This window comes from Citrobacter amalonaticus, from assembly GCF_018323885.1.
GTDB classification, from domain to species: Bacteria; Pseudomonadota; Gammaproteobacteria; order Enterobacterales; family Enterobacteriaceae; genus Citrobacter_A; species Citrobacter_A amalonaticus.
Map to the genome: position 1 here is coordinate 273,575 of NZ_AP024585.1, position 22,110 is coordinate 295,684.

General features: G+C 56.4%; 18 protein-coding genes. 7 read left to right on the plus strand and 11 right to left on the minus strand.

Annotated elements, in window-relative coordinates:
• Window positions 1-81 precede the first annotated feature (81 nt).
• Together gorA and KI228_RS01295 are read right to left on the minus strand one after the other, a co-directional pair.
• Window positions 82-1,434: a glutathione-disulfide reductase gene (gorA, locus tag KI228_RS01290; RefSeq protein WP_042998529.1), complete on the minus strand. Its 1,353-nt coding sequence runs from the start codon at window positions 1,432-1,434 to the stop codon at window positions 82-84.
• Between the two features lie 71 nt (window positions 1,435-1,505).
• A complete protein-coding gene (locus KI228_RS01295) occupies window positions 1,506-2,348 on the minus strand; it encodes a 23S rRNA (adenine(2030)-N(6))-methyltransferase RlmJ (RefSeq protein ID WP_042998528.1) in 843 nt (280 codons plus the stop codon).
• 215 nt (window positions 2,349-2,563) lie between these two features.
• Between KI228_RS01295 and prlC the strand changes: the two genes are divergently transcribed.
• Window positions 2,564-4,606 (plus strand): oligopeptidase A, encoded by a 2,043-nt coding sequence (prlC, locus tag KI228_RS01300; RefSeq protein WP_061069341.1) that lies wholly within the window; start codon window positions 2,564-2,566, stop codon window positions 4,604-4,606.
• 7 nt (window positions 4,607-4,613) lie between these two features.
• Window positions 4,614-5,384 (plus strand): 16S rRNA (guanine(1516)-N(2))-methyltransferase RsmJ, encoded by a 771-nt coding sequence (gene rsmJ, locus KI228_RS01305; RefSeq protein ID WP_061069340.1) that lies wholly within the window; start codon window positions 4,614-4,616, stop codon window positions 5,382-5,384.
• A 77-nt stretch (window positions 5,385-5,461) separates the two neighbouring features.
• Here rsmJ and dtpB read toward each other — a convergent pair whose 3' ends face one another.
• A complete protein-coding gene (dtpB, locus tag KI228_RS01310; RefSeq protein WP_042998525.1) occupies window positions 5,462-6,934 on the minus strand; it encodes a dipeptide/tripeptide permease DtpB in 1,473 nt (490 codons plus the stop codon).
• Between the two features lie 264 nt (window positions 6,935-7,198).
• The gene (uspA, locus tag KI228_RS01315) at window positions 7,199-7,633 is read right to left on the minus strand and encodes a universal stress protein UspA (protein WP_000323571.1); all 435 of its coding nucleotides are present in this window, start codon (window positions 7,631-7,633) and stop codon (window positions 7,199-7,201) included.
• A 402-nt stretch (window positions 7,634-8,035) separates the two neighbouring features.
• Between uspA and uspB the strand changes: the two genes are divergently transcribed.
• Window positions 8,036-8,371 carry a universal stress protein UspB gene (uspB, locus tag KI228_RS01320; protein WP_042998524.1) on the plus strand — a complete coding sequence of 112 codons (336 nt, stop codon included), beginning with the start codon at window positions 8,036-8,038 and terminating at the stop codon, window positions 8,369-8,371.
• 62 nt (window positions 8,372-8,433) lie between these two features.
• On the opposite strand, the gene pitA is transcribed toward uspB, so the two are convergent.
• Window positions 8,434-9,933: an inorganic phosphate transporter PitA gene (gene pitA, locus KI228_RS01325; protein ID WP_042998523.1), complete on the minus strand. Its 1,500-nt coding sequence runs from the start codon at window positions 9,931-9,933 to the stop codon at window positions 8,434-8,436.
• A gap of 230 nt (window positions 9,934-10,163) precedes the next feature.
• Between pitA and KI228_RS01330 the strand changes: the two genes are divergently transcribed.
• From KI228_RS01330 to KI228_RS01345, 4 genes are all read left to right on the plus strand, one after another.
• The gene (locus KI228_RS01330; protein ID WP_090050223.1) at window positions 10,164-11,357 is read left to right on the plus strand and encodes a BaiN/RdsA family NAD(P)/FAD-dependent oxidoreductase; all 1,194 of its coding nucleotides are present in this window, start codon (window positions 10,164-10,166) and stop codon (window positions 11,355-11,357) included.
• Between the two features lie 321 nt (window positions 11,358-11,678).
• Window positions 11,679-12,746: an HlyD family secretion protein gene (locus KI228_RS01335; RefSeq protein ID WP_042998521.1), complete on the plus strand. Its 1,068-nt coding sequence runs from the start codon at window positions 11,679-11,681 to the stop codon at window positions 12,744-12,746.
• Window positions 12,743-15,481 carry a ribosome-associated ATPase/putative transporter RbbA gene (rbbA, locus tag KI228_RS01340; protein ID WP_061069335.1) on the plus strand — a complete coding sequence of 913 codons (2,739 nt, stop codon included), beginning with the start codon at window positions 12,743-12,745 and terminating at the stop codon, window positions 15,479-15,481. Before KI228_RS01335 ends, rbbA begins: the two co-directional genes overlap by 4 nt.
• On the plus strand, window positions 15,481-16,605 hold the full coding sequence (locus KI228_RS01345) for an ABC transporter permease (protein WP_044327558.1): 1,125 nt from the start codon (window positions 15,481-15,483) through the stop codon (window positions 16,603-16,605). Before rbbA ends, KI228_RS01345 begins: the two co-directional genes overlap by 1 nt.
• A gap of 93 nt (window positions 16,606-16,698) precedes the next feature.
• On the opposite strand, the gene nikR is transcribed toward KI228_RS01345, so the two are convergent.
• The 6 genes from nikR to nikA are packed head-to-tail and all read right to left on the minus strand — an operon-like array spanning window position 16,699 to window position 22,022.
• Window positions 16,699-17,100, minus strand: a complete 402-nt coding sequence (gene nikR, locus KI228_RS01350) for a nickel-responsive transcriptional regulator NikR (RefSeq protein ID WP_042323093.1) — start codon at window positions 17,098-17,100, stop codon at window positions 16,699-16,701.
• Window positions 17,101-17,112: 12 nt separating this feature from the next.
• Window positions 17,113-17,913: a nickel import ATP-binding protein NikE gene (gene nikE / locus KI228_RS01355; RefSeq protein ID WP_058587442.1), complete on the minus strand. Its 801-nt coding sequence runs from the start codon at window positions 17,911-17,913 to the stop codon at window positions 17,113-17,115.
• Window positions 17,910-18,674: a nickel import ATP-binding protein NikD gene (gene nikD / locus KI228_RS01360; protein ID WP_061069334.1), complete on the minus strand. Its 765-nt coding sequence runs from the start codon at window positions 18,672-18,674 to the stop codon at window positions 17,910-17,912. Before nikD ends, nikE begins: the two co-directional genes overlap by 4 nt.
• Window positions 18,674-19,507, minus strand: a complete 834-nt coding sequence (gene nikC, locus KI228_RS01365) for a nickel ABC transporter permease subunit NikC (RefSeq protein ID WP_042998516.1) — start codon at window positions 19,505-19,507, stop codon at window positions 18,674-18,676. Before nikC ends, nikD begins: the two co-directional genes overlap by 1 nt.
• Window positions 19,504-20,448, minus strand: a complete 945-nt coding sequence (nikB, locus tag KI228_RS01370) for a nickel ABC transporter permease subunit NikB (protein WP_044267280.1) — start codon at window positions 20,446-20,448, stop codon at window positions 19,504-19,506. The genes nikC and nikB overlap by 4 nt, the downstream gene beginning before the upstream one ends.
• The gene (gene nikA / locus KI228_RS01375; protein ID WP_061069333.1) at window positions 20,448-22,022 is read right to left on the minus strand and encodes a nickel ABC transporter substrate-binding protein; all 1,575 of its coding nucleotides are present in this window, start codon (window positions 22,020-22,022) and stop codon (window positions 20,448-20,450) included. The genes nikB and nikA overlap by 1 nt, the downstream gene beginning before the upstream one ends.
• Window positions 22,023-22,110 lie beyond the last annotated feature (88 nt).

Here is a 22,110-nt window from a genome sequence, read left to right on the forward strand (position 1 = left end):
AAAGTCGTGTTATGAGGAGGAACTAAATTGTCCATTTTTAAATTGCAGAAAAAACCCCGTGAAATCACGGGGTCAGGAACATTAACGCATGGTCACAAACTCTTCCGCTGCCGTCGGGTGAATGGCCACGGTGTTGTCGAAGTCTTTCTTGGTGGCGCCCATTTTCAGCGCTACTGCAAAGCCCTGCAACATTTCATCCATGCCAAAGCCGATACCGTGGATGCCGACGATTTTCTCTTCCGGGCCGACGCAGACTAACTTCATGCGGCACGGCTGACGGTGTGAGGTTACCGCGGTATACATTGCAGTAAACGAAGATTTATACACTTTCACCTGCGCATCGCCATACTGCTCGCGCGCCTGCGGTTCGGTCAGACCTACGGTGCCAATCGGCGGGTGGCTGAAGACCACGGTAGGAATATTGCTGTAGTCCAGATGCTCGTCCGGCTTGTTGTTAAACAGGCGCTCAGAAAGACGGCGACCTGCCGCAACAGCAACTGGCGTCAGCTCGACAGCGCCGGTGTTATCTCCGACCGCATAAATCCCGTCCACGCTGGTATTCTGGTATTTATCGACGACGATATACCCTTTGTCGTTGGTTTTTACGCCGGTCGCTGCTAGGTTGAAATTATCGGTTGCCGGTTCACGACCAATCGCCCAAATCAGGCAATCGACCGTTTCACTGCGACCGTCTTCCAGTTCAAGCGTCAGGCTACCGTCGGCGTTTTTCACGACCGCTTTCGGAATGGCGTGGGTGTGAAGCGTCGGGCCTTCGGCATTCATCACTTCCACCAGCGTTTCGGTAATCATCGGGTCAAAACTGCGCAGTGGCGCATGCTTACGCACGAACAGATGGGTTTTGGCACCCAGACCGTTAATCACGCCCGCCAGTTCAACGGCGATATAACCGGCACCGACAACCGCGACGCGCTCCGGCAGGGCCGGCAGTTCAAAGAAACCATCGGAGTCGATACCGTATTCCACGCCCGGAATATCCGGGTGGCTCGGACGACCCCCCGTGGCGATGAGAATGTGATCGGCAGTAATTGTTTCACCGTTGACTTCAATGGTTTTGGCATCGACGAAGCGGGCAAAACCTTTGATCACATCAACGTTATTTTTACCCAGCACGTTGTCATACGAGGTGTGAATGCGGTCGATATAGGCAGTACGGCTGGCAATCAGCGTATCCCAGTTGAATTTATTGATCGTGGTGTCAAACCCGTAGTCCGGACCATACAGGTGGATCGCTTCACGGATCTGCGCAGCATGCCACATTACTTTTTTCGGGACGCACCCGACGTTAACGCAGGTGCCGCCCAGCGCTTTGGCTTCAATCAGCGCACACTTCTGGCCGTACATGGCTGCACGGTTAATCGAGGCGATACCGCCGCTGCCACCGCCGATGGCGATGTAGTCATAATGCTTGCTCATGCGTCTTTTCCTTACGTTCTGATTGCCGCGATTGTATACCTGAAATCAATAGTTTCCACCGATGGCTGCAATTACTCTGGCACGATCCAGTTTACCAAGGTATGCCCGGTACCCGCTGGCACCAGCTTGCTGTGCAGCCACGGTAGCACTGTGTTCATTTGTGCTTCCAGCTTCCACGGCGGGTTGACCACAATCATGCCGGAGGCGGTCATGCCGCGCTGGTCGCTGTCCGGGCGGACCGCCAGCTCAATTTGCAGGATTTTACGGATGCCGGTCGCTTCCAGATCGTGCACCATGCGCTTGATTTGCTGGCGTAACACGACCGGATACCACAGCGCATACGTCCCAGTGGCAAAACGTTTATAGCCTTCGCTAATCCCGGCGACAACGGCCTGGTAGTCCGATTTAATCTCGTAAGGCGGGTCGATGAGAATCAAACCACGACGAGAGACCGGCGGCAGCTTTGCCTTCAGTTGCTGATAGCCGTCGGCACGGGCTACGCGGGCACGTTCATCTTTCTGGAATTCACCTCGCAGCAGCGGGAAATCACTCGGATGCAGCTCCGTCATATGCAGGCTGTCCTGCTCGCGCAGCAGTTGACGCGCGATCAGCGGGGAGCCGGGGTAGTAACGCAGTTGCCCGCTACGGTTGAAGTGTTTGACCACGCCGATGTACGGCTCGAGTTCGGCTGGCAGATCGTCCTGCTGCCAGATGCGGGCGATACCTTCCAGGTACTCCCCGGTGCGTTCAGCATGCTCGCCGCTTAGCTGATAACGGCCCGCGCCTGCATGGGTGTCCAGATAGAGAAACGGCTTCTCTTTCTCTTTGAGCGACTCGATGATCAGGCTCTGAACCGTGTGTTTAAGGACGTCGGCGTGGTTGCCAGCGTGGAAGCTGTGGCGATAACTGAGCATGGGTAAACGTGTTCCAGGTTGTAAACGTAGGCCCGATTAGCGTCACGCTTTCGGGCGAATAAAAAGCCTATCGCCACAGTATACAGAAAACTCACCGCTGCCGCGAAAGCGCAACGCCTGGCATTGAAATCCTCTACACTTATCCCCATTCTACAGGGATATTGCACAGCGCCGGACGCGCGCGACATTCACCTTATTCTAACAGGACAGCGTTTATGACCAATCCTTTACTGACGCCTTTCGTGCTACCGCCTTTTTCCAACATTCAGCCGGAACATGTGGTCCCGGCGGTAACCAAAGCGCTGAACGACTGCCGTGAGAATGTGGAGCGCGTCGTAGCACAGGGCGCACCCTACAGCTGGGAAAATCTTTGCCAACCGTTGGCGGAAGTCGATGACGTCCTGGGGCGTATTTTTTCTCCGGTCAGCCATCTGAATTCAGTAAAAAACAGCCCGGAACTGCGCGAAGCCTACGAGCAAACCCTGCCGCTGCTGTCGGAATACAGCACCTGGGTTGGTCAGCATGAAGGTTTATACAAGGCATACCGCGACCTGCGTGACGGCGATCATTACGCTACGCTGAACACCGCACAGAAAAAAGCTGTGGATAACGCGCTGCGTGATTTTGAACTCTCCGGGATTGGCCTGCCGAAAGAAAAACAGCAGCGCTACGGTGAGATCGCCACCCGCCTGTCTGAACTGGGCAACCTGTACAGCAACAACGTCCTCGACGCCACCATGGGCTGGACGAAGCTGATTACTGATGAAGCAGAGCTGGCCGGGATGCCGGAAAGCGCGCTGGCGGCAGCAAAAGCACAGGCTGAAGCGAAAGAGCAGGAAGGCTATCTGCTGACGCTGGATATCCCGAGCTACCTGCCGGTGATGACTTACTGTGACAACGGGCAGCTTCGTGAAGAGATGTATCGTGCCTATGTGACCCGGGCGTCCGATCAAGGACCTAACGCCGGTAAATGGGACAACAGCCCGGTGATGGCGGAAATTCTCGCCCTGCGCCACGAGCTGGCGCAACTGCTGGGCTTTGAAAGCTATGCCTTTAAATCGCTCGCCACCAAAATGGCGGAAAACCCGCAGCAGGTGCTGGAGTTTTTAACCGATCTGGCAAAACGCGCGCGTCCGCAAGGCGAGAAAGAGCTGGCGCAACTGCGCGCCTTCGCGAAAACGGAGTTTGGTGTCGATGAACTGAACCCGTGGGATATCGCGTACTACAGCGAAAAACAGAAGCAGCATCTCTACAGCATCAGTGATGAACAATTACGTCCGTACTTCCCGGAAAACAAAGCCGTTAACGGCTTGTTTGAAGTGGTGAAACGTATTTATGGTATTACCGCAAAAGAGCGTAAGGATGTGGATGTCTGGCATCCGGACGTGCGTTTCTTTGAGCTGTATGACGAAAACAATGAACTGCGCGGCAGCTTCTATCTCGATCTCTATGCCCGTGAGCACAAACGCGGCGGGGCGTGGATGGATGACTGCGTCGGTCAGATGCGTAAATCCGACGGCTCACTGCAAAAACCGGTCGCTTACCTGACCTGTAACTTTAACCGCCCGGTGAATGGCAAACCGGCGCTGTTCACCCACGATGAAGTGATCACTCTGTTCCACGAATTTGGTCACGGCCTGCATCACATGCTGACCCGCATCGAGACCGCTGGCGTTTCCGGGATCAACGGCGTGCCGTGGGATGCGGTCGAGCTGCCGAGCCAGTTTATGGAAAACTGGTGCTGGGAACCGGACGCGCTGGCGTTTATCTCCGGCCATTACGAGACTGGCGAACCGCTGCCGAAGGAATTACTGGATAAAATGCTGGCGGCGAAGAACTACCAGGCGGCGCTGTTTATCCTGCGTCAGCTGGAGTTTGGTCTGTTTGACTTCCGTCTGCATGCGGAATTTGACCCGCAGCAAGGGGCGAAAATCCTCGAAACGCTGGCGGAAATCAAAAAACAGGTCGCCGTGGTGCCGGGGCCGTCTTGGGGGCGTTTCCCGCATGCATTCAGTCACATTTTCGCCGGTGGTTATGCGGCGGGGTATTACAGCTACCTGTGGGCTGATGTGCTGGCTGCGGATGCGTTCTCTCGCTTCGAAGAAGAAGGCATTTTCAATCGCGATACCGGCCAGTCATTCTTGGATAACATCCTGACGCGTGGCGGGTCTGAAGAGCCAATGGAACTGTTCAAACGTTTCCGTGGCCGCGAGCCGCAGCTCGACGCGATGCTTGAGCATTACGGAATTAAAGGCTAGTTCTTCAGTGAAAATTTGTTTACTGGATGAAACAGGCGCCGGAGACGGCGCCTTATCTGTTCTGGCCTCCCGCTGGGGACTGGAACACGACGAAGACAACCTGATGGCGCTGGTGCTGACACCGGAGCATCTGGAGTTGCGTAAGCGCGATGAACCGAAGCTCGGCGGTATTTTCGTGGATTTTGTCGGCGGGGCGATGGCCCATCGCCGCAAGTTCGGCGGCGGTCGCGGTGAAGCGGTGGCAAAAGCGGTGGGCGTTAAAGGCGACTATTTGCCAGATGTCGTCGATGCGACTGCGGGTCTGGGGCGTGATGCATTCGTTCTGGCCTCGGTCGGCTGTCATGTGCGGATGCTGGAGCGTAACCCGGTGGTGGCGGCGCTACTTGATGATGGTCTGGCGCGCGGCTATGCCGATGCGGAAATCGGCCCGTGGTTGCAGGCACGACTGCAGCTGATCCATGCCTCCAGCCTGACGGCGCTGACGTATATCACGCCGCGTCCGCAGGTGGTCTATCTCGACCCGATGTTTCCCCACAAACAGAAAAGCGCGCTGGTGAAAAAAGAGATGCGGGTCTTTCAGTCGCTGGTGGGCCCGGATCTGGACGCCGACGGCTTGCTGGAACCAGCGCGTCAGCTCGCAACCAAACGCGTGGTGGTGAAACGCCCGGACTACGCGCCGCCGCTGGCGGATGTTGCTACGCCGAATGCGGTGGTGACCAAAGGGCACCGGTTTGATATTTATCCCGGCACGCCTCTGGCGGATGAACAGATCGCCTGATGGCGCTTCGCGTATCCGGGCTACGACGCGGTGTGGGTAGACCGGATGAGGCGTGAGCCGCCATCCGGCAATCACGATTATTGCGCGGTATCCGGTGTATTAATCATCCGGTTCAGCCACGGCACCATCAGCGCCATTACGACGGTGACAGCCAGCGTCACCAGCCCGATTTTACTGAACACGCCGGTATAGATCGGCAATGTCTGCAGCGGATCGGTGATGTTTTCCGGGACGGCAGTAAAGGTCGCGACGTAACCCCCCAGCAGGAACGCAGCAGCCTGCGTCAGGAACCACATCCCAAGAATAAAGCCCATCAGATGCTGCGGAACCAGTGCCGCGACCATCGCCAGCCCCAGCGCGCTAATCAGCAACTCGCCGAGGCTCTGGAACAGATAAACCAGTACGATAAACCACGGTGACGTCAGTCCCTGCGCATCGGCAAACCACATGCCTGCCGCTGCGGCGGTCAGAAAGCCCAGCGAGCACAGGAACATCCCGAGGGTAAACTTCATCGGCATCGTCAGGTCTTTGCCTTTGCTACCCAGACGCGTGTAGATCGCCGCCAGCACCGGGCTGGCAACCACCACCCAGAACGGGTTCAGTGCCTGAAAGCTCACCGGGTTAATCGTGAAACCGAGGATCTCATGGTGAACGTTATTGATGGCAAAGAAATTCAGTGATGTCGGCATCTGCGCATACAGAATGTAAAACAGTACCGCTTCGAGCATCAGGATAAACGCCACAAACATCTTGTTGCGCCCGGTTTTATCCAGCCTGAAAGCCTGGCGGAAGAAGATAATGGTCACCGCAATCGACAGAACAATCAGCACCAGGTTGGCGATTTTCACGTTGTGCATCAACCAGGCGCAGAGAAAGACCATCGCCACGGTGCCAATCAGGACATACAGCAGATTGCGGAAGCTCATCGGCAGATGGTCTGGCTCGGAACCGATATCTTTCACCATCCCGCGGCAGGCGAAATAGACCAGCAGCGCGACAATCAGCCCTGCCCCGCACAGGTTATAGGTGACGGCATAACCAAACTTATCTGCGATCACCGGCGCCAGCGACAGCGACAGCAGCGAACCGATGTTTATCGACATGTAGAACAGTGTGAATGCGCCATCCAGACGTGGATCTTTTGGCGGATAGCATTTGGAGAGCAGGCTTGCCGGGTTCGCTTTAAACAGACCGTTGCCGACGGCAATCGTCCCAAGCGCGATAAAAATAAGGTCCGGTTTGAGCAGCGACATTCCCGTCATGAAGTAACCAAGCGCCAGCACAACCGCGCCCAGCACCAGCGTACGTTTGGTGCCGAGCAGGTGGTCGCCAACGTACCCCCCAATCGAGATCAGACCGTAGACCAGTGCGGCAAAGGCACCGAAGGTGATAAACGCCTGCTCTTGTGAGAATCCCAGTTGCTTAACAAAGAAAACCGCCAGGATACCCTGAACGCCGTAATAGCCAAATCGTTCCCATAACTCGACAAAAAAGATCATGAAGAACGGGCGGGGTTGCTGCAGCAAACCCGTTGGTGCAGATGTATTCATATTGCTTCGCCTTTCAATGCCATCCCGAAAAGTATGAACGCGTAATACGAAACGCGCCGAAAAAGTCTGACTCTGTTATAGACTGCGGCCATTAGCCGGTAGCGTAGAGTATTATACAGATTGATTTCGTTCTAATCAGTTGATCACACTAATTATGATTGGAGGGGTGGGAGGTTGTACTGATCGTTTGTGGAGAGGACAGAAACAAAAACGCCCGCAAAGGCGGGCGCTCTGACATGACCGGATAACCCGGTTAGCGATGTTTTATTCTTCTTCGTCGCGCAGCGGAACAATCAGCATATCGACGTGAACAGTGTTGATCAGCTGGCGTGCGGAGGACATCAGTTTGCTCCAGAAGTCCTGGTGATGACCGCAAACGACCAGGTCCATGTCGTATTTCTTGATGGCGTCAACCAGCACCTGACCCAGATCGCCGCTGCCGCTCAGGGTTTCGGTAATCGGATAGCCTGCGTTGGTGGACAGTTCGGTCAGTGCGTGGTGAGTTTCTTCAGAAATGCGTTTTTGCATGTCGCCCAGATTGACGTCGATCAGGCCGGTATACAGGTCAGAGTAGTTCACATCAACGTGGATAAGGGAAACTTTTGCGTTGTACGGCCGTGCCATAGAGACGGCTTTTTCTACCAGAACTTTGCTTTCCGGAGAAAGATCAACCGCGATGAGAATATGTTTGTAAGCCATAGTATTACTCCTTCCATAAAGTTGTCGATGACCAGCCAGCTAGCGATTTTTCTACCTTGCGTCACTCGCGTCCTGCGAACTGTGCGATATGTCTACGCGGGGCTAGCTCAGCCGCGATGAAGTGAATTGTAGAGACTATCCTTACAGTATAGCGACCTGGATAATCCGTCAATCCGCCTTGCTTACCAAATAGTTAAACAAAATATTTAGATAATTGCATTGATAGTGATTAACCTTCTGGCAAAAAAATTAACTGATCTCCTACACTATTTAGAGAGCCGCTCTGATGATAAGCTCAAAACGAGCGGTTTTTAGTCGTACTTTTTCATTGACTGTCTGGCAAGTTTCGGGGAGCGGTAGTCCCGGAGCGGAGCTCCGTGGGCGGGTCGCCGGGGAGGTCGTATGATAAGCACCGTTGCATTATTCTGGGCATTATGTGTTGTTTGCATTGTGAATATGGCGCGCTATTTCTCGTCGCTACGCGCGCTGCTCGTGGTACTTCGTGGTTGCGATCCTTTGCTCTATCAGTATGTTGATGGGGGCGGCTTTTTCACCTCGCACGGCCAACCCAATAAGCAGGTACGCCTGGTGTGGTATATCTACGCCCAGCGCTACCGCGATCACCATGATGATGAGTTTATCCGCCGCTGTGAGCGGGTACGTCGTCAGTTCATTCTGACCAGCGCGCTATGTGGGCTCGTGGTGGTCAGTCTTATTGCCCTGTTGATTTGGCACTGAGCAAAAAAAAGCGGGCCAGTTTCCTGACCCGCTTGCTACGGTAACTTCTTTTCTCTTTTCGCTTAAATCAGCTTCAGCGAGATCCAGTACAGGGTACCGGACAGCAGAATCGCGGCGGGTAATGTGAACACCCACGCCATCAGAATGCTGGTCACCGTTTTACGTTGCAGACCGCCACCGTCGACAACCATCGTCCCCGCGACGGAGGAAGAGAGTACGTGGGTGGTGGACACCGGCATCCCGGTGTAGCTGGCCAGACCGATAGAGACCGCCGCCGTCATCTGTGCAGACATCCCCTGAGCATAGGTCATGCCTTTTTTACCAATCTTCTCACCGATGGTGGTCGCCACGCGGCGCCAGCCGATCATGGTACCAATACCCAGCGCCAGCGCGACCGCCATGATGATCCAGATTGGCGCATACTCAATGGTGCTCAGCATATCGGTTTTCAGTTTCTTCAGCAGACGCTGGTCGTCAGCGCTCACGCCCGGCAGTTTCGTCACTTTATCGGTCGTGTCGGAAATGCACAGCATGATGCGACGCAGTTGGCCGCGCTGCTCAACGCTCAGCTTGTCATAGCTTTCCACATTGTTCGACAACATCGCCTTCGCGCGATCCAGCGCGTTAAGGGTGTTTGCCGGATGGCAGTGGAATTCTGCCGGCTGCGTTGCGGCCGGTTCCGGAGACGGAATCAACTGATCGACGCCCGTCACCTGTTTCAGCAGATCAGGATGCTGCTGGAAGTAGATTTCGACGTTGTTGATGGCATCACGGGTACGGGTGATTTCATAACCCGAAGCATTCATATTTACCACGAAGCCCGCCGGCGCCACACCAATCAGAACCAGCATGACTAGACCAATGCCTTTCTGACCGTCGTTCGCGCCATGCGAGAAGGCCACGCCGATAGCAGAAAGAATCAGGGCGATACGGGTCCAGAACGGCGGCTTTTTCTTGCCGTCTTTCTTTTCACGTTCCGCTGGCGTGAGGTGAATACGGGCGCGTTTTTTAGTCCCGCTCCAGTAGCGACGCAGAAGGAAAATCAGGCCGCCTGCAACCACCAGACCAACGATGGGCGAGACGATCAGCGAGGCAAAAATACCGATGACTTTCGGGATGTTGAGTGCGTCCACCACTGACGTGCCGGTCATCAGGGCATTGGTTAAACCGATGCCGATAATCGCGCCGATCAGCGTGTGGGAACTGGAGGCGGGTAACCCAAAGTACCAGGTACCCAGGTTCCAGATGATCGCGGCGAGCAGCATGGAGAACACCATCGCAAGTCCATGCGAAGATCCCATGTTGAGCAGGAGATCGGTCGGTAACATATGCACGATGGCATAGGCTACGCTGAGACCGCCCAGCAGCACACCAAAGAAGTTGAACACCGCAGCCATGACCACCGCAAGTTGCGAACGCATCGCACGGGTGTAGATCACGGTTGCGACTGCGTTGGCTGTATCATGGAAGCCGTTGATTGCTTCGTAGAACAGCACAAAAGCCAGAGCAAGCAATAATAAAAGCCCGGTATGTAAATCCAGGCCAGCAAACAAATGTAGCATAGGACGTTACGCCATCTTGAGGACATGAACGCGGCGCATTATCAGTGACTTTAGCGGCGCGGGCAAAGTGAAATATAGACTTTTTTTGATTTAACGTCTGAATACAATAGTGCCCATAAAGAATTATCTTATATATTTCATATAAATACTTCTTCCTAAGGATTTTGTCGCTGGTGCGACCACTGAGATAACTTTACAATTCACGCCCTGAATTCAGAGAGGAACGTAAAGTGGAAAGGTTTGATGCCATTATTATAGGCGCTGGCGCGGCAGGTATGTTCTGTGCAGCACAGGCAGGACAGGCCGGCAGTCGGGTGCTGCTTATTGATAATGGAAAGAAGCCTGGCCGCAAGATCCTCATGTCCGGTGGGGGTCGCTGCAACTTTACCAACCTTTATGTTGAGCCAGCGGCTTATTTGAGCCAAAACCCGCATTTTTGCAAATCTGCGCTGGCGCGCTATACCCAGTGGGATTTTATCGATCTCGTCAGTAAGCGCGGCATCGCCTGGCATGAAAAAACGCTCGGGCAACTTTTTTGCGATGACTCCGCGCAGCAAATCGTCGATATGCTGGTGGCGGAATGTGAAAAAGGCAATGTAACCCTGCGTTTACGCAGTGAAGTGCTGAGCGTTGCGCAGGATGACGACGGTTTTACGCTGGCGCTGAACGGGGCGACTGTCGGTGCGAAAAAGCTGGTGATTGCCTCCGGCGGACTGTCGATGCCCGGTCTGGGCGCGTCACCGTTTGGCTATAAAATTGCCGAACAGTTTGGTCTGAACGTTCTGCCAACCCGCGCCGGACTGGTACCGTTTACCCTTCACAAACCGCTGCTGGAGCAGCTTCAGGTGCTGTCTGGCGTTTCCGTTCCGTCGGTCATCACCGCGCAGGACGGTACCGTCTTTCGTGAAAATCTGCTCTTTACCCATCGCGGCCTTTCTGGTCCTGCGGTTTTACAAATTTCCAGCTTCTGGCAGCCAGGCGAATTTGTCAGCATTAATTTACTGCCAGATGTCAGTCTGAATGACGTCCTGAACGAACAGCGCAGCGCCCATCCGAATCAAAGCCTGAAGAATACGCTGGCGATGCTGCTGCCGAAGCGTCTGGTCGAGTGCCTGCAACAGCTCGGGCAGATCCCTGACGTCTCGCTCAAACAGCTCAACGTGCGCGACCAGCAGACGCTGATCGACACGTTGACCGACTGGCGCGTACAGCCGAACGGCACTGAAGGCTATCGCACGGCAGAAGTGACGCTTGGCGGGGTAGACACCCACGAACTGTCGTCACGTACCATGGAAGCGCGCAAGGTGCCGGGGCTTTACTTTATCGGCGAAGTGATGGACGTCACCGGCTGGCTGGGCGGTTATAACTTCCAGTGGGCGTGGTCCAGCGCCTGGGCATGTGCACAGGATCTTGCCGGGGAGTAAGTCATTCACCCTGTATATCATTACCAACCATAAGCGAATAGACATCACCCATAATGATGCTAGTATTCCATTGATACTAGCTATGAGTATGCGTGTTTCATTTACGGCCAGGAACGCTGATGATGACAACATTACTACCCGTTTTTCGCACTTCTCTGTCATTCACTTTCCTTCACGGCGAGCGCAGTCATGACGTCTGTACGCCGCCCGGCTACTCTCACTTTTTCCTTCTCATCCCGGAGGGAAGATACCGCTGAACGCCCGTTCAGTGGGGTTTTGTGACACGCATTGTTTTCTAACAGGGATTATGGCGGGTCGATTATGGACAACATTAAACGTCATCTGACGTGGTGGGTTGTGGGCGCACTGGTGGTGATCGCTGCTGGCGTGTGGTGGGGTCTACGGCCCGCAGGCGTACCGGACGGTTTTGCTGCCAGCAACGGCAGAATCGAGGCGACGGAAGTGGACATTGCCACCAAAATCGCCGGACGTATTGATACCATCCTCGTGACTGAGGGGCAGTTCGTTCGCCAGGGCGAAGTGCTGGCGAAGATGGATACCCGCGTGTTGCAGGAGCAACGGCTGGAAGCCATCGCACAAATCAAAGAGGCCGAAAGCGCCGTGGCGGCTGCACGGGCGCTGCTCGAACAGCGGCAAAGCGAAACCCGCGCTGCCCAGTCGGTAGTGAAACAGCGTGAAGCCGAGCTGGATTCCGTCTCCAAACGTCACGTCCGTTCCCGCTCGCTCTCCCAGCGTGGCGCGGTCTCGGCGCAACAACTGGATGACGATCGTGCCGCCGCGGAAAGCGCACGCGCGGCGCTGGAGTCGGCAAAGGCGCAGGTCTCTGCGACGAAAGCAGCGATTGAAGCCGCGCGCACCAGCATTATCCAGGCGCAAACCCGCGTCGACGCCGCGCAGGCGACCGAACGGCGGATTGTCGCGGATATCGAAGACAGCGAGCTTAAAGCCCCGCGTGATGGCCGGGTTCAGTACCGCGTGGCGGAGCCGGGCGAAGTGCTGGCGGCGGGCGGTCGGGTGCTGAATATGGTCGATCTCAGCGATGTTTACATGACATTCTTTCTGCCCACCGAACAAGCAGGTCTGCTGAAAATTGGCGGTGAAGCCCGTCTGGTGCTTGATGCCGCGCCGGACCTGCGTATTCCCGCCACGATCAGTTTTGTCGCCAGCGTCGCGCAGTTCACGCCGAAAACCGTTGAAACCAGCGATGAGCGCCTGAAGCTGATGTTTCGCGTCAAGGCGCGGATCCCCCCTGAATTACTCCAGCAGCATCTGGAATATGTCAAAACCGGCTTGCCAGGCATGGCGTGGGTGAGACTGAACGAACAGCTTCCCTGGCCTGACTCGCTGGCGGTGAGGTTGCCGCAATGACCGCTCTGGCGCTGGTTCCCGTTCCTCCCGTGGCGCACCTTGACGGCGTGAGTCAGCATTACGGGACCACGGTGGCGCTGAATAACATCACGCTGGATATCCCCGCGCGCTGCATGGTGGGGTTGATCGGCCCCGACGGCGTGGGGAAATCAAGCCTGCTGTCGCTCATTTCCGGTGCCCGGGTGATTGAGCAAGGCAACGTCATGGTGTTGGGCGGCGATATGCGCGATCCGAAACACCGTCGTGACGTCTGCCCGCGTATTGCGTGGATGCCGCAGGGCCTGGGAAAAAACCTGTATCACACGTTGTCGGTGTATGAGAACGTCGACTTCTTCGCCCGTTTGTTCGGTCATGACAAAGCCGAGCGCGAAGCGCGGATTACGGAGTTACTGAACAGCACCGGTCTGGCGCCGTTTCGCGATCGTCCGGCGGGGAAACTCTCGGGCGGGATGAAACAGAAGTTGGGTCTGTGCTGTGCGCTGATCCATGACCCGGAATTATTGATACTGGATGAACCGACCACCGGTGTTGATCCCCTGTCTCGCGCCCAGTTCTGGGATCTGATAGAGAATATTCGTCAGCGGCAGACCAACATGAGTGTGCTGGTGGCGACGGCGTATATGGAAGAGGCCGAGCGTTTCGACTGGCTGGTGGCGATGAACGCAGGCGAGGTGCTGGCGACCGGCAGCGCGCAGGAACTCCGCGATAAAACCGCCAGCGCGACGCTGGAGCAGGCGTTTATCGCCCTGTTACCACAGGCGCAGCGGCAGGCGTATCAGCCGGTGGTGATTCCGCCGTATCACGCAGAACAGGAAGACATTGCCATTGAGGCAAAAGACCTGACCATGCGCTTTGGCAATTTTGTCGCCGTCGATCACGTCAACTTCCGCATCCCGCGTGGGGAGATTTTTGGCTTCCTCGGTTCCAACGGCTGCGGTAAATCGACCACCATGAAGATGCTGACCGGGCTGCTGCCTGCCAGTGAAGGGGAGGCCTGGCTGTTCGGTCAACCAGTCGACCCGAAGGATATCGACACCCGTCGTCGGGTGGGCTACATGTCGCAGGCGTTTTCGCTGTACAGCGAGCTGACCGTTCGACAGAACCTTGAACTCCACGCCCGGTTGTTTCACATCCCGGAAGCGGAAATCCCCCGACGCGTTCAGGAGATGAGCGAACGTTTTATGCTGGCGGAGGTTGAGGATTCGTTGCCCGAGTCGCTCCCGCTAGGCATTCGACAGCGGCTGTCGCTGGCAGTGGCGGTGATCCATCGCCCGGAAATGTTGATCCTCGACGAACCGACCTCCGGCGTTGACCCGGTGGCGAGGGACATGTTCTGGCAATTGATGGTCGATTTGTCGCGTCAGGACAAAGTGACCATTTTTATCTCCACTCACTTTATGAACGAAGCTGAGCGCTGTGACCGTATGTCGTTAATGCATGCCGGAAAAGTGCTCGCCAGCGGTACGCCGCAGGAACTGGTTGAGCGGCGCGGGGCTACAAGCCTTGAAGAGGCGTTTATCTCCTGGCTCCAGGAGGCTGCGGGCCCGGCGCCTGAAACCTCTGTGCCGGTGGACACAAAGCATGAAGAGGCGAAGCCACCGCGTCAGGGATTCAGCCTGCGGCGATTGTTCAGCTACAGTCGTCGCGAAGCGCTGGAACTGAGGCGCGATCCGGTGCGTTCGACGCTGGCGCTGCTGGGCACGGTGATCCTGATGCTGATCATGGGTTACGGCATCAGCATGGACGTCGAAAACCTGCGTTTTGCCGTGCTCGATCGCGATCAAACCGTCAGCAGCCAGGCCTGGTCATTGAATCTGGCAGGCTCACGCTACTTCATTGAACAACCGCCGTTGACCAGCTATGACGATCTCGACCGGCGGATGCGTTCCGGCGAGGTGGCAGTAGCCATCGAAATCCCACCTAACTTTGGTCGTGACATTGCGCGCGGGACGCCGGTGGAGATTGGCGTCTGGGTGGATGGCGCCATGCCCAGCCGTGCCGAGACGGTAAAAGGCTACGTGCAGGCGATGCACCAGAGCTGGCTACAGGACGTGGCGAGCCGCCAGCCGACGCCAGTAGGGCAGAGTGGACTCATGACCATTGAAACACGCTATCGCTACAACCCAGATGTGAAAAGCCTGCCAGCGATTGTTCCGGCGGTCATTCCGCTGTTGCTGATGATGATCCCGTCGATGCTGAGCGCACTGAGCGTGGTGCGGGAAAAAGAACTGGGGTCGATCATCAATCTGTATGTCACGCCCACCACCCGCAGTGAATTTTTGCTCGGTAAACAGTTGCCGTATATCGCGCTGGGGATGCTGAACTTCCTGCTGCTGTGCGCCCTGTCGGTGTTTGTGTTTGGCGTACCGCACAAGGGCAGTTTCCTCACGCTCAGCCTGGCCGCGCTATTGTATGTCACCATCGCCACGGGAATGGGGCTGCTGATCTCCACGTTCATGAAGAGTCAGATTGCGGCAATTTTTGGCACGTCCATCATTACCCTGATCCCGGCGACGCAGTTCTCCGGGATGATCGATCCGGTGGCGTCGCTGGAAGGACCGGGACGGTGGATCGGCGAGATCTATCCAACCAGCCATTTCCTGACGATCGCCCGGGGCACATTCTCGAAAGCATTGGATCTTACCGATCTCTGGCCGCTGTTTGTACCGCTGCTGATCGCCATTCCGGTGGTGATGGGGCTGAGCGTGCTGTTGCTGAAAAAACAGGAGGGGTGATGCGCCGACTACGCAATATTTATAATTTAGGCATCAAGGAGTTGCGCAGTCTGTTGGGCGATAAGGCGATGCTGACGCTGATCGTGTTTGCCTTTACCGTCTCGGTGTACTCCTCCGCGACCGTGCTGCCGGGGTCGCTGCATCTCGCGCCGATTGCCATTGCCGATATGGACCAGTCTCAACTCTCGAATCGTATCGTCAACAGCTTCTACCGTCCGTGGTTTTTACCGCCGGAGATGATCACCGCCGATGAGATGGATGCCGGGCTGGATGCGGGTCGCTATACCTTTGCGGTCAATATTCCGCCAAACTTTCAACGGGACGTGCTGGCCGGAAGGCAACCCGATATTCAGGTGAATGTTGACGCCACGCGCATGAGCCAGGCGTTCACTGGCAACAGCTACATCCAGAATATCATCAGCGGTGAAGTGAACAGTTTTGTCGCGCGTTATCGCGATAACAGTGAACCGCTGGTTTCGCTGGAGACCCGAATGCGCTTCAACCCGAACCTCGATCCGGCGTGGTTTGGCGGGGTGATGGCGATCATCAATAACATCACCATGCTGGCGATTGTGCTGACCGGTTCGGCGCTGATACGCGAACGTGAACACGGTACGGTGGAACACCTGCTGGTGATGCCGATCACCCCGTTTGAGATCATGATGGCGAAAGTCTGGTCAATGGGACTGGTGGTGCTGGTAGTCTCGGGGCTGTCGCTGATGTTGATGGTGAAAGGGGCGCTCGGCGTGCCAATTGAAGGGTCCATTCCGCTGTTCATGTTGGGTGTGGCGCTGAGTCTGTTCGCCACCACGTCGATCGGCATTTTTATGGGTACGCTGGCGCGCTCCATGCCGCAACTGGGGCTGTTGATGATTCTGGTGCTTTTGCCTCTGCAAATGCTTTCCGGCGGCTCCACGCCGCGCGAAAGCATGCCGCAGGTGGTGCAGGACATCATGCTGACGATGCCGACTACCCACTTCGTCAGCCTTGCGCAAGCCATACTCTATCGCGGCGCCGGGTTCAGCATTGTCTGGCCGCAGTTTCTGACGCTTCTCGCCATTGGCGCGGCGTTCTTCCTGATCGCATTGCTGCGGTTCAGAAAGACGATTGGCACGATGGCGTAATCAGATGCCGGATGGCGACGATGTCTTATCCGGCCTACGGGAGTGCAAAGGCAGGCCGGGCAAGCGTAGCGCCCCCGGCGGCATCGTTGAGTCTTACTCTTCCTTCGGCAAACACTGCAAATGGCCGTGGCGCACACCGCGCTGGGCGATAACATCATCGGCAAAATGTTGAACATCGCCCATGTCGCCTTTCAGGACGGCAATCTCCAGACAGTCGTCATGATTGATATGCACATGCAGTGTGGCGACGGACAAATCATGGTGATGGTGCTGCGTTGAGACAATGCGACTGGCTAAATCACGCTTCTCATGTTCATACACGTAGGAGAGCACCGCAAAGCCCTGGGTGCCGTGCTCTTGCGTGGTTTCCTGCGCCAGCGCGCCGCGCAGAATGTCACGAATGGCTTCGGAGCGGTTGTTGTAACCACGGCGCTGGCTCAGGCTATCCAGCGTTTCCAGTAAATCGTCATCAAGCGTGATGGTGACTCGTTGCATCAGATATCAACCTTACGAAATGGCGCGATGGCGCACGGGATATGCGGGGAGTACCGCCTTTTGTAGCACACGACCGGCCTCGGAGGAAAAGGTTAATGCCTCACCCACAGTCTGTGTCTCAACGATCTGCCCGTCCTCCATCACCATCACACGATGGCAAAATCGTTCCACCAGCCGCAGATCGTGGGTGATAAACAGGCAGGCGGTACCAAACTGCTGCTGTATTTTTTTGAGCAGACGAATGACGCCTGCCTGCAACACCAGATCGAGATTCGACACCGCTTCATCGAGAATCAACAGTTTCGGCTCTACCACCAGTGCGCGGGCCAGACAGACGCGCTGGAGCTGACCGCCGCTGAGCTGTGGCGGACGTTTATCCAGCAGGTTTTCCTCCAGATCGACGGCGCGAAGCATCTCGCGTACCCGCGCCAGCTGTTCGGCTTTCGACAACGAGAGTAAATGACGCATCGGCTCACGTAGGATCTCACAGACGGTTTTACGCGGATTCACTGCGCTAATGGAATCCTGAAAGACCATCTGGATATCGCGGCGAAACGCTTTTTGTTTAGCCCGGTTCAGTTTTGCCAGCGGTTCACCGCGCCAGCTTACGCTTCCCTGACTGGGCGATTCCAGACCGACCAGCAGACGCGCTAACGTGCTTTTTCCGCAGCCGCTGCGCCCTAACAGGGCAACGGTTTCGCCGCTTTTCAGATGCAAAGAGACCGCTTTCAGCACCTGCTGATGCTGATGTTTTCCGCCCAGGCTGGCGTGGGCGTACTGATGAGAAAGGTCTGTGACGCTGAGTAAAGTCATGAGGCTAACTCCATACCGTACAGAGCGAGATGTGCCGACACCAGACCGCGGGTGATGGCGTGTTGGGGTGTCCTGAACAGGGTTTCCACGTCACCCTGTTCGACGATGTTTCCGTTATCCATCACTGCCACATCGTCGGCCAGTCGCGCGACCACACCCATATCGTGAGTCACTAACAGCATGCCCGGTGCCCGGCTCTGCATAATGCTCTCCAGCAGATCGAGGATGCGCGCCTGTGCCACCACATCCAGATCGGTGGTCGGCTCATCGGCGATGATAAACGGCGCATCGGACAGTACCGCCATCGCGATCATCATGCGTTGTAGCATGCCGCCGCTCATCTCGAACGGGTAGAGCTTCAGCACGCGATCGGCCTGCTCCAGGCCCACGGCTTGCAGGGCGTTGACGAGCGTGGCGTCATCTGCCGGTTTACCCAACGCCTGACAGGTTTCCCGTGCGTGGGTCGCCATCGTATGCAGGGGATTAAACGCGCTGCGCGGATTTTGCATAATGGTGGCAATTTTGAACCCACGCAGGGATCGAGGCGACACCGGTTTGCCGTCAGCGAGCAGCGTTCCGTTTGTCTGGCGCACACCAGCGGGCAAAATCCCAAGCGCCGCCGCGCAGGTCAATGATTTACCGCTACCGCTGCCACCCACCAGCGCCAGCACACGTCCGCGTTTGAGCGTTAACGACACACCGTGCACCAGCGGGCGATCGGCCACTAAAGCGATGTTTTGCAGTTCAATGTGCTGTGGCATCAGTGGGCATGCTCCGTGATCAGATGAGGATCCAGGTGATCGCGCAGGGCGTCACCCACCATGTTGAAGGCCATCACGGTGATAAACAGCGCCAGCCCCGGCCAGAACATTTGCAGCGGCTGAGTCCAGATATACTGGCGGGCGTCGTTAATCATCACCCCCCATTCCGCCGTCGGTGCCGTCACGCCAAGGCCGAGGAAAGACATCCCGGCAACGTGCAGCATCATATGTCCAATATCCAGCGTGGCCAGCACCAGCAAAGACGGGATCACCGCCCCGGCCAGATGGTCGATGAATACCCGGACATGACCTGCGCCGGAAAGCCGTGATGCGAGAACAAACTCGCGCTGACGCAGAGAGATGACCAGGCTGCGCACCATGCGCGCATACCACGCCCAGTGTGACAGGGCGATGGCGATAATCACGTTGGTGAGTCCCGTGCCCAACACGCCGACCATGAAGAACGACAGAATGGAGGTCGGGAAGGTCATAAACATATCGGCGACGCGCATGGTGGCTTGATCGACACGACCACCCAGCAGTCCGGCGCTGCCGCCAACAATCAGTCCCAGCGCCAGCACCAGCAGCAGACAGGCCATCACCGAACCCAGCGACACGCGGGTCGCCGCCAGCAGGCGAGAGAAAATGTCGCGTCCCAGATGGTCCGTACCCAGCCAGTGCTGGCTGTCGGGGGCCAACAGGCGCGAGGGTAAATCGATCGCTTGCGGATCATACGGCAGCCACCACTGGCTGGTCAGCGCAATCACCGCCAGCAGGGCGATGACAATCATGGCCAGACGAACCGACCAGCGTGAAGAGAGGAAAAAGTTCACGAGTGCGCTCCTTCATGACGACGAATGCGTGGGTCCAGCGCGGCGTTCAGCAGATCAACAATCAGGTTACAGACCACGAAGACCACCACCATCATCAGCGTAAAGCACTGAATCACCGGGTAGTCGCGGTTAAATATCGCCGACACGGCATAGCGCCCGACGCCCGGCCAGGCAAAGATGTTCTCGATAATCATCGTCCCGCCAATCAGTTCGCCGATGTGCATCCCAACCGCGGTGACGACCGGCAGCGACGCATTACGCAAAATATGGCGGCGCTCGGTTTGTTTGTCGTTCAACCCGCGCAAACGCGCCCAGGTGACGTGACGCTGCCCGGCGACTTCTAACATGCTGGCGCGCAGAAGTCGGGCGTTGATCGCCAGGGACATAAAGGCGATCGACACCGCGGGTAAAATAAGATGCTGCCAGCCGCCGTAGCCCATTGCGGGCAGCCATTGCAGCCAGACCGAAAAGAACATCACCAACAGGAAGGCGAGCCAGAAGTTCGGCATCGACACGCCGAGGAAGGCAATCAGTCGCACGACGAAATCCGGCAGACGGTCGCGGTGACGCGCCGCCCAGATACCGAGCGGCACAGAAGTCAGCAGGATCAGCACCAGCGCCGCGCCCGCCAGCACCAGCGTCGCGGGCAGGAAATTCAGCATGTCATCCAGCACCGGGCGCTGGGTGGCGAACGAGATGCCAAAATCCAAATGCAGCGCCTTCCACAGCCAGGTGCCATACTGCACGACAAGCGGCTGATCAAGGCCCAGCATCACGCGGGTTGAGGCCACCATTTCCGGCGTCGGCGGCAGGTTCGATAAGCGAAGATAGTCGAGCGCCGGGTCGCCAGTGCCCAGGCGCAGCATCAGAAAGATAATCACCGAGGCGGCGAAAATCATCGGAATCAGCAGCAGAATGCGCCGCAGTACATAACGCAACATCAGGGTTTCACCGGTTTAATCTGTTCAAACGGGATTTCAGAGGCGATAGGCGCATACGGAATTGTGCCCAGTTCAGGTCTGGCGACCACCATCATCGAGACATAGCTGATGGGCAGATAGACCGCGTCGTTGTGCAGACGGGTCAGGATGTCTTTGTACAGCGCCTGACGCTGGGTGTCGTCGATGGTTTCCAGCACTTCACCAATCTCTTTATCAATCAACGCTTTGTCAGCTAACCCCTGCTGAGCCTGGTAATCCGCATGTGACGGCACGCGCATCGAACTCATAAAGGCGTGCGGATCGTACGGCGCGCCCCAGGTGCGGTTGAAGATCATTCCGAAGCGTCCGTCGCGCTGGCGGGCATAAATACTGCTCTCTTCTTCGCCAATAAGTGCAACATCAACGCCAATCTGGCGCATATCGGCCTGAATAATTTCCGCCATCGATTTGCTCAGCGCGTCGGTGCCAATGAATGACAGCTCAATGCGCAGCGGTTGGCCGTTCTTCTCACGAATATCTTTGCCGGCGGGTAGCGTCCAGCCGGCTTTTTCAAGCAGATCTTTCGCCTGCTGCGGGTCGTACTGACGTGGCTTCAGGCCAACGTTGGCATAAGGAACGGTAGGTGCAAACAGCGTGTCGGCGACCTGCTGCGTGCCGTACAGCGCATTGTCGATCAATGATTTCTTGTTCACCGCATAGTTCAGCGCTTCACGTACCGCCAGCTCATTGGTCGGTGCTTTTGCTGAGTTGAGTGCCAGCATTACCGTTTCAATCGGCTGAGAAAGCTGGGTACGGTAGTTCGGGTTCTGACTGAAACGGGCGAAGGTATCGAGCGGCAACAACCCTTCGTTACCGTATAACAGGTCGATGTCGCCCGTTTCAAACGCGACAGCGCGGGTCGTCGGATCCGGGATCACTTTGACGGTAATTTTTTGAATCTGTGGTTTTTCACCCCAGTAGCGATCGTTGCGTACCAGCACATCGTACTGATTGAGCTTCGACGCTTTCAGTACCCACGGCCCCGTGCCAATCGGCGCTTTAATACCGCGCATCGTTTCGTTGTCTTTAAATTGCGACGGCGCGATAAACCGGAACGGGCGCGGCAGCGCCAGCTCTTGCAGGAACGGGTAATAGGCACTTTTCAGGGTGATTTGGAGCTGGTTTTTGTCGAGCGCTTTCACATCGACGATCTGATTGACCAGTTCCAGCCAGGCGTGACGCTGGCGGTTATCGAGCACCACGCGGAAGTTTTCCGCCGCCGCATGGGCGTCGAACGCTTCACCATTTGAGAAGGTCACATCATCACGCAGGGTAAACGTCCAGGTTTTGCCATCCGCTGAGTGGGTCCAGCTTTTTGCCAGCCACGGAATGACCGAACCATCGGCCTGATACTTTACCAGCGGCTCATAGACCATGCTCTGGGCGAACATTTGGTTAGGGGTATACAGATGAGGGTTAAGCGGCCCAACGTTGACCGGCCAGGCGGTCGTAATTTCATCAGTGGCAGCGGCGTGCGTAAGGAATGACGCACAGGCCAGCAGCGCAAAAAGTGTGCGGCGTAGTCTGGACAAAATGGTGATCCCGAATGATGTAGAGGTACGACTTTATGAGTATGACGATTCTAAAGAATCATCATACTTTTGACGTGTTCTGGATCAAGAG

Coding starts and splice junctions, on each gene's coding strand:
- nikB (WP_044267280.1), bottom strand. CDS start 20,448: ATGTTGCGTTATGTACTGCGGCGCATTCTGCTGCTGATTCCGATGATT.
- prlC (WP_061069341.1), top strand. CDS start 2,564: ATGACCAATCCTTTACTGACGCCTTTCGTGCTACCGCCTTTTTCCAAC.
- nikR (WP_042323093.1), bottom strand. CDS start 17,100: ATGCAACGAGTCACCATCACGCTTGATGACGATTTACTGGAAACGCTG.
- gorA (WP_042998529.1), bottom strand. CDS start 1,434: ATGAGCAAGCATTATGACTACATCGCCATCGGCGGTGGCAGCGGCGGT.
- pitA (WP_042998523.1), bottom strand. CDS start 9,933: ATGCTACATTTGTTTGCTGGCCTGGATTTACATACCGGGCTTTTATTA.
- nikD (WP_061069334.1), bottom strand. CDS start 18,674: ATGCCACAGCACATTGAACTGCAAAACATCGCTTTAGTGGCCGATCGC.
- nikE (WP_058587442.1), bottom strand. CDS start 17,913: ATGACTTTACTCAGCGTCACAGACCTTTCTCATCAGTACGCCCACGCC.
- KI228_RS01335 (WP_042998521.1), top strand. CDS start 11,679: ATGGACAACATTAAACGTCATCTGACGTGGTGGGTTGTGGGCGCACTG.
- KI228_RS01295 (WP_042998528.1), bottom strand. CDS start 2,348: ATGCTCAGTTATCGCCACAGCTTCCACGCTGGCAACCACGCCGACGTC.
- uspB (WP_042998524.1), top strand. CDS start 8,036: ATGATAAGCACCGTTGCATTATTCTGGGCATTATGTGTTGTTTGCATT.
- rbbA (WP_061069335.1), top strand. CDS start 12,743: ATGACCGCTCTGGCGCTGGTTCCCGTTCCTCCCGTGGCGCACCTTGAC.
- KI228_RS01345 (WP_044327558.1), top strand. CDS start 15,481: ATGCGCCGACTACGCAATATTTATAATTTAGGCATCAAGGAGTTGCGC.
- uspA (WP_000323571.1), bottom strand. CDS start 7,633: ATGGCTTACAAACATATTCTCATCGCGGTTGATCTTTCTCCGGAAAGC.
- dtpB (WP_042998525.1), bottom strand. CDS start 6,934: ATGAATACATCTGCACCAACGGGTTTGCTGCAGCAACCCCGCCCGTTC.